General features: G+C 51.0%; 10 protein-coding genes, 1 tRNA gene and 2 rRNA genes. 11 read left to right on the plus strand and 2 right to left on the minus strand.

From position 1 onward, the window contains the following. The first annotated feature begins 113 nt into the window (after positions 1-113). The 11 genes from NST43_RS31775 to NST43_RS31825 all read left to right on the plus strand — a co-directional run bounded on the left by NST43_RS31775 (position 114) and on the right by NST43_RS31825 (position 11640). Positions 114-3046: ribosomal RNA gene (locus NST43_RS31775) — 23S ribosomal RNA — on the plus strand. 138 nt (positions 3047-3184) lie between these two features. Further along, positions 3185-3301: ribosomal RNA gene (rrf, locus tag NST43_RS31780) — 5S ribosomal RNA — on the plus strand. A gap of 359 nt (positions 3302-3660) precedes the next feature. Continuing rightward, entirely contained in the window at positions 3661-5118 is a 1458-nt protein-coding gene (guaB, locus tag NST43_RS31785; protein ID WP_209994818.1) for an IMP dehydrogenase, read from the plus strand. Between the two features lie 126 nt (positions 5119-5244). Further along, a complete protein-coding gene (locus NST43_RS31790; protein ID WP_339221477.1) occupies positions 5245-6642 on the plus strand; it encodes a D-alanyl-D-alanine carboxypeptidase family protein in 1398 nt (465 codons plus the stop codon). Between the two features lie 119 nt (positions 6643-6761). Then, a complete protein-coding gene (pdxS, locus tag NST43_RS31795) occupies positions 6762-7643 on the plus strand; it encodes a pyridoxal 5'-phosphate synthase lyase subunit PdxS (RefSeq protein WP_209994802.1) in 882 nt (293 codons plus the stop codon). Between the two features lie 18 nt (positions 7644-7661). Continuing rightward, the gene (pdxT, locus tag NST43_RS31800) at positions 7662-8246 is read left to right on the plus strand and encodes a pyridoxal 5'-phosphate synthase glutaminase subunit PdxT (protein ID WP_209994803.1); all 585 of its coding nucleotides are present in this window, start codon (positions 7662-7664) and stop codon (positions 8244-8246) included. 90 nt (positions 8247-8336) lie between these two features. Next, positions 8337-9626, plus strand: coding sequence for a serine--tRNA ligase (gene serS / locus NST43_RS31805; protein WP_209994804.1), 1290 nt, complete (start codon positions 8337-8339; stop codon positions 9624-9626). Between the two features lie 65 nt (positions 9627-9691). After that, a tRNA-Ser gene (locus NST43_RS31810) sits at positions 9692-9780 on the plus strand. Positions 9781-9934: 154 nt separating this feature from the next. Continuing rightward, on the plus strand, positions 9935-10276 hold the full coding sequence (locus NST43_RS31815; RefSeq protein ID WP_209994805.1) for a hypothetical protein: 342 nt from the start codon (positions 9935-9937) through the stop codon (positions 10274-10276). 12 nt (positions 10277-10288) lie between these two features. Further along, complete coding sequence (locus NST43_RS31820) at positions 10289-10441, plus strand: small acid-soluble spore protein P (protein WP_339221480.1); 153 nt, start codon at positions 10289-10291, stop codon at positions 10439-10441. A gap of 104 nt (positions 10442-10545) precedes the next feature. Then, entirely contained in the window at positions 10546-11640 is a 1095-nt protein-coding gene (locus NST43_RS31825) for a DUF6612 family protein (protein ID WP_173141060.1), read from the plus strand. A gap of 74 nt (positions 11641-11714) precedes the next feature. Here the strand turns inward: NST43_RS31825 and NST43_RS31830 are convergent, their stop codons facing one another. After that, positions 11715-12290 carry a GNAT family protein gene (locus tag NST43_RS31830; RefSeq protein WP_209994820.1) on the minus strand — a complete coding sequence of 192 codons (576 nt, stop codon included), beginning with the start codon at positions 12288-12290 and terminating at the stop codon, positions 11715-11717. A 42-nt stretch (positions 12291-12332) separates the two neighbouring features. Next, positions 12333-12836: a tRNA adenosine(34) deaminase TadA gene (gene tadA, locus NST43_RS31835; RefSeq protein WP_339221482.1), complete on the minus strand. Its 504-nt coding sequence runs from the start codon at positions 12834-12836 to the stop codon at positions 12333-12335. Positions 12837-13131 lie beyond the last annotated feature (295 nt).

Genomic DNA, 13131 nt, shown 5'->3' on the forward strand with positions numbered 1-13131 from the left:
ATTTGCGTTTTAGAACATTCCTTTAAGCTGAACTTGTGTAAACAAGTTTCAATATTTTAGTGATGCTAAGCGAAGGTTTTCGATTGTGCAAACAAGCGAAACGCCGGAGCATTGGTTAAGCTACTAAGAGCACACGGAGGATGCCTAGGCGCCAGGAGCCGACGAAGGACGTGGCGAACAACGAAACTGCCTCGGGGAGCTGTAAGCAAGCTTTGATCCGGGGGTGTCCGAATGGGGAAACCCAGCTGTGGTAATTCGCAGTTACTCATTTCTGAATACATAGGAAATGCAGAGGCAGACCAGGGGAACTGAAACATCTAAGTACCCTGAGGAAGAGAAAACAATAGTGATTCCGTCAGTAGCGGCGAGCGAACGCGGAACAGCCTAAACCAAGGGGCTTGCCTCTTGGGGTTGTGGGACGTCTCACATGGAGTTACAAAGGAAGATGGTAGGCGAAGAGGTCTGGAAAGGCCCGCGATAGAGGTAAAAGCCCTGTAGCCTAAACTGTGTTCTCTCCGAGACGGATCCCGAGTAGTGCGGGGCACGTGAAACCCCGTATGAATCCAGCAGGACCATCTGCTAAGGCTAAATACTACCTGGCGACCGATAGTGAAACAGTACCGTGAGGGAAAGGTGAAAAGCACCCCGGAAGGGGAGTGAAATAGAACCTGAAACCGTGTGCTTACAAAAAGTCAGAGCCCTTTCTATGGGTGATGGCGTGCCTTTTGTAGAATGAACCGGCGAGTTACGTTTAACATGCAAGGTTAAGGTGAGAAGCCGGAGCCGCAGCGAAAGCGAGTCTGAATAGGGCGACTTAAGTATGTGGACGTAGACCCGAAACCGTGTGATCTACCCCTGTCCAGGGTGAAGGTGCGGTAACACGCACTGGAGGCCCGAACCCACGCATGTTGAAAAATGCGGGGATGAGGTGGGGGTAGCGGAGAAATTCCAATCGAACTCGGAGATAGCTGGTTCTCCCCGAAATAGCTTTAGGGCTAGCCTCGGTGAATGGAGTCGTGGAGGTAGAGCACTGATTGGGTGCGGGGCCCGCAAGGGTTACCAAGCTCAGTCAAACTCCGAATGCCATGTACTTCTTGCCGGGAGTCAGACAGTGAGTGCTAAGATCCATTGTCAAAAGGGAAACAGCCCAGACCATCAGCTAAGGTCCCCAAGTGTGTGTTAAGTGGGAAAGGATGTGGAGTTGCACAGACAACCAGGATGTTGGCTTAGAAGCAGCCACCATTGAAAGAGTGCGTAATAGCTCACTGGTCGAGTGACTCTGCGCCGAAAATGTAACGGGGCTAAACACACCACCGAAGCTATGGCTAGATGCTTTGCATCTGGGGTAGGGGAGCGTTGTATGTAGGTTGAAGGTGTACCGTAAGGAGCGCTGGACAGCATACAAGTGAGAATGCCGGTATGAGTAACGAAAAGATCAGTGAGAATCTGATCCGCCGAAAGCCCAAGGTTTCCTGAGGAAGGCTCGTCCGCTCAGGGTAAGTCGGGACCTAAGGCGAGGCCGAAAGGCGTAGTCGAAGGACAACAGTTTGAAATTACTGTACCACCGTAATCCGCTATGAGCGATGGGGTGACGCAGGAGGGTAGTGACGCGGACTGATGGATATGTCCGTCTAAGCAGTGAGGCTGGTGTGTAGGCAAATCCGCACACTACTAAGGCCAGGCTGTGATGGGGAGCGAAAATTACAGTAGCGAAGGTCATGATCTCACACTGCCAAGAAAAGCCTCTAGCCAGGAGAAGGTGCCCGTACCGCAAACCGACACAGGTAGGCGAGAAGAGAATTCTAAGGCGCGCGGAAGAACTCTCGTTAAGGAACTCGGCAAAATGACCTCGTAACTTCGGGAGAAGAGGTGCCTCGGTAGGGTGAATAGCCCGAGGGGGCCGCAGTGAAAAGGCCCAAGCGACTGTTTAGCAAAAACACAGGTCTGTGCGAAGCCGTAAGGCGAAGTATACGGGCTGACGCCTGCCCGGTGCTGGAAGGTTAAGGGGAGTGGTTAGGGGTTACACCCGAAGCTGTGAACCGAAGCCCCAGTAAACGGCGGCCGTAACTATAACGGTCCTAAGGTAGCGAAATTCCTTGTCAGGTAAATTCTGACCCGCACGAATGGCGTAACGACTTGGGCGCTGTCTCAACGAGAGATCCGGTGAAATTTTAATACCTGTGAAGATGCAGGTTACCCGCGACAAGACGGAAAGACCCCATGGAGCTTTACTGCAGCTTGATATTGAATTTGGGTACGATCTGTACAGGATAGGTGGGAGCCGGTGAGGCAGGAGCGCAAGCTTCTGCGGAGGCGCCGTTGGGATACCACCCTGATCGTATCTAGGTTCTAACCTAGTGCCCTAATCGGGTACGGGGACCGTGTCAGGCGGGCAGTTTGACTGGGGCGGTCGCCTCCTAAAGAGTAACGGAGGCGTTCAAAGGTTCCCTCAGAATGGTTGGAAATCATTCGCAGAGTGCAAAGGCATAAGGGAGCTTGACTGCGAGACCTACAAGTCGAGCAGGGACGAAAGTCGGACTTAGTGATCCGGTGGTACCGCATGGAAGGGCCATCGCTCAACGGATAAAAGCTACCCTGGGGATAACAGGCTTATCTCCCCCAAGAGTCCACATCGACGGGGAGGTTTGGCACCTCGATGTCGGCTCATCGCATCCTGGGGCTGAAGTAGGTCCCAAGGGTTGGGCTGTTCGCCCATTAAAGCGGTACGCGAGCTGGGTTCAGAACGTCGTGAGACAGTTCGGTCCCTATCTGTCGTGGGCGCAGGAAATTTGAGAGGAGCTGTCCTTAGTACGAGAGGACCGGGATGGACGTACCGCTGGTGCATCAGTTGTTCCGCCAGGAGCATGGCTGAGTAGCTACGTACGGACGGGATAAGCGCTGAAAGCATCTAAGCGTGAAGCCCCCCTCAAGATGAGATTTCCCAAGTCAGTAAGACCCCTTGAAGACGACGAGGTAGATAGGTTGGAGGTGGAAGTGCAGCAATGCATGGAGCTGACCAATACTAATCGGTCGAGGGCTTATCCAAATTTCTAACACGCAGATTCATTTCGGATTCAGTTTTCAGGAATCAAATTCCTGAAAGATTTTAAGCTGCATGTCCTTTCTGAGGATTGATATTTTGCGGGAGTGATCTCACGGATGTCAACGCAGCGCAAAAATCATGTTTGGTGGCGATAGCGGAGGGGTTCCACACGTACCCATCCCGAACACGACCGTTAAGCCCTCCAGCGCCGATGGTACTTGGACCGAAGGGTCCTGGGAGAGTAGGACGTTGCCAAGCACTTAAGACCACTGTTGATTCCTCGACAGTGGTCTTTTTGTATATTCTGGGATGTCGCCGAAATTCTCTCTATTGTCCACTGTAGACGGACTTTAGTCCAAGAATTCGCTTACCGGAGGGCGGATTGCCTAATCCCTTCACAGGGCGGTGTAATATTCTTGACAGGCCAAATGCCCTTTGCTAAGATAGCTCTAATATATTTTTGGACAAGCCTCTCAAACCTTAACAGAAGACACGATTATGTATAACTCCCAGGTCTCTACCGCTGTCTATGGGGTATGGACTTGACGCAGGAGTTTCTTTATTCATAAGTTGGCGGGTGGGTAGAGAAAAAAGAATTTAGAGGAGGAATGACCCAGGTGTGGGAAGATAAGTTTGGTAAAGAGGGATTCACTTTCGATGATGTGCTGCTGGTTCCGCGTAAATCCGAGGTATTACCTAAGGAAGTGGATCTAACCACTGTACTCAGCAAGAATGTGAAGCTGAATATCCCTTTGATGAGTGCAGGTATGGACACAGTCACAGAAGCTGCTATGGCGATTGCTATTGCCCGTGAGGGCGGGATCGGCATTATTCATAAGAATATGTCCGTGGAGCAGCAGGCAGAAGAGGTGGACCGTGTGAAGCGCTCCGAGAGCGGGGTTATTACCAATCCATTCTCACTTACGCCAGACCACTGGGTATCCGATGCTGAAGTTCTGATGGGCAAATACCGTATTTCCGGTGTGCCGATCGTAGATGAAGCGGGCAAGCTTGTCGGTATTCTGACGAACCGCGACCTGCGTTTCATCCATGATTTTAATATTCAGATCAAAGAAGTGATGACTCATGAGAATCTCGTTACAGCTGCTGTAGGAACCACTCTTCAGGAGGCGAAGGGCATTCTGCAGCGCCACAAGATTGAGAAGCTGCCACTGGTAGACGAGCATAATATACTCAAAGGTCTCATTACTATTAAAGATATTGAGAAAGCTATCCAGTTCCCTAACGGTGCCAAGGATTCCCATGGACGTCTGCTGGTTGGAGCGGCAATCGGGATCTCCAAGGACACATTTGAACGGACAGAAGCATTGGTAAAATCCGGTGTAGACCTGATTACTGTGGATTCTGCACATGGTCATCATATCAATATTATCGATGCAGTGCGTAAGCTGCGCGAGACTTATCCTGATCTAACGATTGTTGCTGGTAATGTGGCTACAGGCGAAGCTACCCGCGAATTGATTGAAGCAGGAGCCTCCGTAATCAAGGTGGGTATCGGCCCTGGATCTATCTGTACTACCCGCGTGATTGCCGGGATTGGCGTTCCGCAGGTTACCGCTATCTACGATTGTGCAACAGTAGCCCGTGAATACGGCATTCCCGTAATTGCAGACGGGGGAATTAAGTACTCCGGAGAGATTACCAAGGCCATTGCAGCTGGCGCTGCTGCAGTCATGATGGGAAGCCTGTTCGCCGGGACGGAAGAAAGCCCAGGGGAGTCGGAAATCTACCAGGGACGTAAATACAAGGTATACCGCGGCATGGGCAGCATGAGCGCCATGAAGCAGGGAAGTAAAGACCGTTATTTCCAGGATGATGATAAGAAGCTGGTTCCGGAAGGCATTGAGGGCCGTGTAGCCTTTAAAGGGCCATTGTCTGACACGGTTCACCAATTGATTGGCGGACTGCGCTCCGGTATGGGCTATTGCGGAACGAAGACATTAGAAGAGCTGCGCAATGATACCTCCTTCATCCGGATCACTGGAGCAGGCCTGCGTGAGAGTCATCCTCATGATGTACAGATCACCAAGGAAGCTCCGAACTATTCCCTATAAGCCGGGAAGAATCGCCATATTTTGTTGACAGGCAGGACTAAATTAGTCCTGCCTGTCTTTTTTTGCAGATACCCCTGTGTTAGAATAGAACAAGCACTGATTTGAGGATTAAAGGAGAGTTAATCATTGAAGTCCAAGCGAAAACTAAGCAGTAAGCAAATTGTGATTAAGACAGCGACAGTAGGTCTGCTTTTAAATATGTTAGCATTTCCTGCGGCTTCTGCGATGGCAGAGGCGGTAAATAAACCAGTAACCACAGAGGCCGGGACTAAAGCGCCAGTGAAGACTCCTGCCAAAACGGAAGTAGCCAAGATTCCAACCGTAGATTCACTAGGACTAAAGTTGAAATCTGCAGTATTGATAGAGCCGACTACGGGGGAAATCCTATTATCTTTGAATGCGGACGAGCCACTGCCTCCGGCAAGTATGACGAAGATGATGACGGAATATCTTGTGTCCGATGCAGTGAAGAACGGAAAGATCTCCTGGGATCAGAAGGTTGTTATTCAGGAGAATGCGTCGAAGCAGATCGGGTCGCGGATCTTCCTGGCTGAGCATGATGAACATACGGTAAAGGAACTCTACATAGCCATGGCTGTTGGTTCAGCCAATGATGCTACGGTAGCCTTGGCAGAGCTAGTCGCAGGTTCTGAGCAGGAATTCGTCACAATGATGAACGAAACCGCGAAGAAGATGGGAATGAAGACTGCTCATTTCATCAACTCCACAGGTCTTGACCGTGCAGATATGCCGAAGAAGTTCCGCCCAGAAGCCGAAGGCGAAACCGTAATGTCCGCCATGGATGCGGCTCTGCTCGCCAAGTTCATTGTAACCGACCACCCGGATTTCACAGAGTTCACAACGATTCAGTCTTATAAATTCCGTGAACGTGACTCGAAGCCGATGGTTAATTATAACTGGATGCTGGAAGCGAACAAGAATATCCCTAACTTCAAGGCCTACGCTTACCCGGGTCTTGACGGGTTGAAGACCGGTCATACCTCCAGCGCCGGCAACTGCTTCACAGGGACGGCGGTACGGGACGGTATGCGTTTGATCAGCGTCGTAATGGGGGCCAACTCGGAAGCACACCGCTTCACCGAAACGAAGAAGGTACTTGATTTCGGGTTCAACAACTTCGAGATTAAGCAGGTAGTCGCACCTAAGGCAGTGATTGAGGGAACTGAAACTGTGCCTGTGCTAAAGGGCAAGAATAAAGAGGTATCCGTAGTTACGGATGCTGGCGTTACGTTCATGGTTCCAAAGGGTACTGTATCGCCGCAGATCAAAACTACCGTGGTCACGAATGATCCGGCTACACTGGTCGCACCGATTGCTGGAGCCAGCAAGGTAGGTAAGGTCACGTATTCCTATAAGATCGAAGGAATGTCTCTGACGCAAGAGAAGACGGTTAATCTGATTACTGCCGAGGAAGCGGAGAAGGCGGGCTGGTTCAAGCTGCTGCTGAGAGCGATCGGAAGTTTTTTCGGTGATCTGTTCAAAGGAATTAAAAATCTGTTCTAGCCGAACAGAGATGCTGATCACCGCTTCATGACAAAATCCCAGTAAATAGGTTGTATATATTACGGCCTTACGGTAGAATTACATGCTAGATTAGGTTAGATCTAACGGGAGGCGTAGACATGGAAACAGGAACTTCGCGAGTCAAAAGAGGCATGGCAGAAATGCAAAAAGGCGGCGTCATTATGGACGTCATGAATGCAGAGCAGGCGAAAATTGCCGAGGCAGCGGGCGCAGTAGCCGTAATGGCCCTGGAGCGTGTACCTTCTGATATCCGCGCAGCGGGTGGTGTAGCACGTATGGCTGATCCTACTATTGTAGAAGAGGTTATCAAGGTAGTAAGTATCCCTGTAATGGCCAAAGCGCGGATCGGTCACTATGTGGAAGCCAAGGTTCTCGAATCTCTGGGTGTAGACTATCTCGATGAGAGTGAAGTGCTAACTCCTGCCGATGAAGTGTTCCATATCAACAAACGCGAATTCACGGTTCCTTTTGTATGCGGAGCCAAAGACCTTGGCGAAGCGCTGCGCCGGATTAGCGAAGGGGCCTCCATGATCCGTACCAAGGGTGAGCCGGGAACCGGCAACATCGTAGAAGCTGTCCGTCATATGCGCCACATCAACAGCCAGATTCGCAAGGTGACCGGCCTCTCGCTTGATGAGCTATATAATGAAGCCAAGACGCTGGGTGTTCCTTATGAGCTGCTGCTGGAGGTTCACGAGCTGGGCAAGCTGCCTGTCGTTAACTTCGCTGCCGGTGGTGTAGCTACGCCTGCTGATGCTGCGCTCATGATGCATCTGGGTGCGGACGGGGTGTTTGTCGGCTCCGGGATTTTCAAATCGGACAATCCTGAGAAATTCGCCCGCGCGATCGTCGAAGCGACAACCCACTTCACCGACTACAAGCTGATCGCTGAAGTGTCCAAGAATCTGGGCGCTCCGATGAAGGGGATTGATATCGCCACGTTGACCCCGGCTGAACGCATGTCGGAACGCGGCCGTTAATAGAGAGAAGGCTTCCGGATGAGAATTGGAGTGTTGGCGCTTCAAGGCGCCGTTACAGAGCATATTGTCAGTATTGAGAAGACCGGCGCACTGGGCCTGCCTATTAAGCGTATTGAGGAGCTTGACGGAGTAGAGGGTCTGATCATTCCCGGCGGCGAGAGTACGACGATTGGCAAATTGATGCGCAAATATGGCTTTATTGAAGCGATTCGTGAGTTTGCGGGTCAAGGCAAGCCTATTTTCGGCACATGCGCCGGTATGATTGTGCTGGCGAAGCGAATTGCAGGAGACGAAGCCGGTCATCTGGAGCTGATGGATATTACCGTGGCCAGGAATGCCTTTGGCCGCCAGCGGGAAAGCTTTGAATGTGACCTGGAGGTTAAGGGGATCGCTGAACCGGTGCGGGCGGTATTTATCCGCGCTCCGCTTATTGACGAGGTGGGGCCTGATGTCGAGGTGCTTACCCTCTATAAGGATGAGATTGTAACCGCTCGCCAGGGCAATTTGCTGGCCTGCTCTTTTCACCCGGAATTGACTGATGATTACAGGCTGCATCAATATTTTGCCGACATGGTAAAGGACAGTATTGCAGCCAATCTATAGAACTGCATATAAGGACATCTTGACTCTTTCAAAGCTGCAAACAAAACAGCATTTTGAAAGAGTTTGGGCTGTTTTCAGGAGGGAAACTTTGTGTTAGATGTTAAAGTATTGCGCAGCGATTATGCAAGAGTAGAAGAGGCACTGAATAAAAGAGGAAAGTCGCTGGATTTGATTGCCGGCTTCCCGGCGCTGGATCAGCGCCGCCGTGAGCTGCTTCAGGAAACGGAAGGGCTCAAGAACCGCCGGAACATCGTATCCGGAGATGTAGCCAAGAAAAAGAAGAACGGCGAACCGGCTGATGATCTGATCGCAGAAATGCGCACGGTATCTGACCGGATCAAAGAATTGGATGATGAGGTGCGTGAGCTTGAGGTCAAAATTGACGAGCTGACGATGAGCATCCCGAATATCCCGCATGAATCCGTGCCTGTGGGCACCTCCGAGGAAGACAATGTCGAGGTACGCCGCTGGTCGGAGCCAAGAGAGCTAGGATTCACTCCGAAATCCCACTGGGAGCTGGCGCAGCAGCTGGATATCATTGATTTTGAGGCAGCGGCGAAGGTTACAGGTTCCCGGTTCGCCTTCTATAAGGGACTGGGTGCTAGACTGGAGCGTGCCCTGATCAATTTCATGATGGACCTGCACAGTGGTGAGCATAACTATGAAGAGATGCTACCGCCTTACATTGTCAATAAGGACAGCCTGTATGGAACCGGACAGCTGCCGAAGTTCGAAGAGGATCTGTTCAAGCTGCGGGATACAGAATATTATCTTATTCCTACGGCGGAAGTGCCTGTTACGAACTATTACCGCGAAGAGATTCTGACGGCCGGTGATCTGCCGAAGTATCATGTAGCCTACAGCTCTTGCTTCCGTTCAGAAGCCGGATCTGCGGGACGCGACACCCGGGGGCTGATCCGTCAGCATCAGTTCAACAAGGTGGAGCTTGTGAAGCTTGCCAGCCCGGACACCTCTTATGAGGAGCTGGAGAAGATGACTGCCGACGCTGAACGCGTCCTGCAGCTTCTAGGGCTGCCGTACCGCGTCCTGCTGCTCTGTACGGCGGATATGGGCTTCACCTCTGCCAAGACGTATGACCTTGAGGTATGGCTGCCTGAGAGCGGCATGTACCGCGAGATTTCCTCATGCTCCAACACCGAGGACTTCCAGGCGCGCCGGGCCAATATCCGTTACCGCAAGGAACCCAAGGCGAAGCCGGAATTCGTGCATACGCTGAATGGCTCTGCGCTGGCTGTAGGACGTACCGTAGCAGCTATTCTGGAAAATTATCAGCAGGAGGACGGAAGTGTGCTGATTCCGGAATGCCTGCAGCCGTATATGCGTAATGTGAAGTCCATTTCTGCAAAAACAACTCAATAATAATAGTTGCATATTATTTGTGGGGCGTGGTATAATTCCTATTGCATGTGAAATTTTGATGCATTGGAGAGGTACCGAAGCGGTCATAACGGGGCGGTCTTGAAAACCGTTAGGGTGCAAGCCCACATGGGTTCGAATCCCATCCTCTCCGCCATTCCTTTACATTTAAATAAGTGTAGATAGAAGCCGTTCTCTTAGGAGGGCGGTTTTTTTGTTTGTTAAAGCCTCTTTTTCACAGAAGCTGTTCCAGCGGGAATAAAAAGCCGGCTTTCTCCGCAATGTATTAGAGAAGGAGGCTGATCATAAAGATGGACCGACAATTACAAGTAGACCAGCAAAGTCTGGTGTCTGCCTGGCAGGAGCGTCTGCCGGAACTGATGGAGAAGGGCGACAGCTTCAGTGTACAGGGGGACGCGGCTAACCAGAACAGTCTGCTCATCCATTTCAATGCAGCGGGACGACAGGGGTATTCTCTGGATTTCCGCTGCACCTATGTGGATAGCCGCGAGGTAGCCGTAGATTTGCTTGACGCTGAACAGGCGGGAGTGCATGCGGATGAGCAGCTGGATGCTGTTCAGCTGTTGGCACAGCAGTATTCGAGACAGATTCATGAATGCGCCCAAGCCCTTCAGGGCTTAACCAATCCATAGGAGGCTAACCAAATGAGCAAACCCAAGAGCATGCCTGTACCCGGCGTACAGCAGGACAACCAGGGACCCCAGAAGGAGCATCATTCTTCAGGTCCTGCGCCGTTATCCGGGTCTAAAAAGGTGAAGCAGGCCAACCATGTGGACCATAATAATCCGCAGGGTTAAACACACTTTACAATGAAAATGAAGAGAAATGTTTCTCATAATTGCCAAATGGTTTATCATTAGGGAGGGGAAAGAAACTTTTTACATGGGAGAGGAGAAAAATAATGAACAAAAAATGGGGGTTATCCGCTGCTGCACTGCTGCTTACGGCTGCAGTAATTCTGCCGGGTTGTGCAAAGAAGGAGGAGCCGAAGGAGGCTTTGACTTCAGCCGCAGCCAAAGCTACAGCCATGAAATCTTACGAAATGAAGAGTAAGGTGGTCATTAACGATCTGACGATAGACACCGGTACTAATGAGGCTGACGCTTCGACGGGTCAGATTCTAAGCATGCTTAAGAATGCAGAGCTTACGATTGATGGAGTCTATCAGGCTGAGCCGATGCAGACAGAGCTTACAACGGTTCTGAATCTGAAGGGGGATATGGCTATGTCCTTCACGGTTCCAATGGTTATGTCCGGACAGAAGCTGTACGTCAAAGTCCCTTCGATTCCGTTCTTGCCGATTCCTGAGACGATTGTCAATAAATTCGTAGAGGTGGATCTGAAGAAGCTGGCCGAAGAGCAGGGAACGGAATTCAATCCTGCACAGATGGATGCACAGAAAGTGCAGAAGCTGTCGAATGAAGTGATGAATACACTGCTGGGCGAGTATGATGAAGCGAAATACTTCAACAATATCAAACCTAAGGATGCCGGCCTGCCTGAAGGCGTAGATGCCAAGCAGGTAGTTCAGTTCCAGGTAACCAATGATAATGTCAAAGAGGCGCTTACGATCCTCGTGAACAACGCATTGCCTAAGATCATGGATATTCTGAGTAAGGATGAATATAAAGATCTGCTGCAGGTTGACCCTGCTGATCTGGCCAAAGCCAAGGAAGAGCTGCAATCCAGCGAGGCACGTGCCGAGTTTGATAAGAGCCTGGCTGATCTGAATAAGTATCTTACCATTAACCAGTTCCACCTGAACACTGCGGTTAATAAAGATGACTATCCGGTATACCAGGATATGCTCATGGACATCAAGGTTAATGATCCTGAGAAGGGTGAGAACGTCACCTTATCCATGAATGCAAGCAACCAGTACAGCAAGATCAATGAGAAGCAGACCTTCAAGATTGGCATTCCGCAAGGCGATGATGTCATTACTCTGGAAGAGCTGCAGCAGCAATTCGGAGGCATGGGTACAAGTACTTATTAATACAATAATGCAGCACGCCAAAACCCCGTATGAGCGATTTCCGCTTATACGGGGTTTTGTTGCGAATATAAGGATTAAAGGGACTCTTGTCCCTCTGGGAGAAAATCCTCAGCCAGAATGGCGTAGGTGCGATGATCCTGCCATTCTCCGTTGATTCGGATAAAGCGGCGCGCCAGTCCTTCGGCTTGGAAGCCGTTCTTCTCCAGCACTCTGCGGGAGCCATTATTATGGGGCAGGATGGCAGCCTGTACCCGGTGAAGCCCAAGAGAGCGGAAGGCGTACCCGAGAATCAGGTGTACGGCTGCGCTGGTGTATCCCTTGCCCTGCATCTCATGATCAATGAAGTAGCCGATATCGGCAAATTGTCCGACGCCCCGCACCACATTGGAAATCGTAATCTGGCCGATCAGCTCGCCGCTGAGCAGATAGATCCCGAACATATACGCGCTGTCCTGCTGTGAATCCAGGATACGCTGATTAATCAGCTGCCGCTGGCTCTCCAGCGTGAAGTAATCTTCACTGCGCAGGGGCTCAAATTGCTGATGTGCGGTGCGGTTGCGCAGACGGAGGTTAAGCAGCTCTTCGGCGTCCGTAAGCTCCAGCAGCGAGAGATAGATCCCCTGTGCGGTGTTGTACAGCTTGTAAGACATCATGTATCCTCCTTTATGAGTAAAATAGTGTGACTTGGACGTTCAGAGCTTCGCCGGCCTCTGCCGCAGTCTTCGGAAGAAGGAGGTCAGCAGCTCGGCACATTCCTCTTGCAGTACGCCCTGAATAACCTCTGTGCGGTGATTAAAGCGTGATTCCTCCAGCAGGTTCATTAAGGTTCCTGCACAGCCGGCCTTGGGGTCTGGAGTCCCATATACGGTCAGCGGCACTCTGGACTGCACCATAGCCCCTGCACACATGGGACAGGGCTCCAGGGTAACATAGAGCTGACAGTCGAGCAGACGCCAGGAGCCGAGGGCTGTACTGGCTTCCCGGATCGCCACCATCTCCGCGTGGGCTGTGGAATCGAGCGTCGTCTCGCGCAGATTATACCCGCGGCCTATAATGTGGCCCCCCTGGACGACCACGGCCCCAATCGGTACTTCGCCCAAGGCCTCAGCCTTGCGGGCTTCTCCTATCGCTTCTGTCATCCAATGTTCATGAAAGGCCCGCTCCTCCGCCGGCAGATCTTCAACCCTGATATTCAAATGCATCTTCCCTTCTTCTATGCCCCTTGTACAACGAACAAATATTCGTTCTTAACAAATTGTGGACAACTCTGTGGATAACGACCGACTTATGCACAAATTTGTACACATCGCCGTTTGGCATATTGTTTATATGTGCATAACCTGTGGATGGTTTCATACTTATTGTAGAGAAACTGTCTGGATAATTCAATATCTGCCAGCGCCCGGCTGCTGGGAAAGGTCTTTTCAAATGGAAGGGCAAAAGGTATGATAATTATGAATGCCCGCTAGGATTTACCAGCGGATAAGAGGT

This window comes from Paenibacillus sp. FSL H8-0332 (assembly GCF_037963835.1).
GTDB lineage: Bacteria > Bacillota > Bacilli > Paenibacillales > Paenibacillaceae > Paenibacillus_AQ > Paenibacillus_AQ rhizoplanae.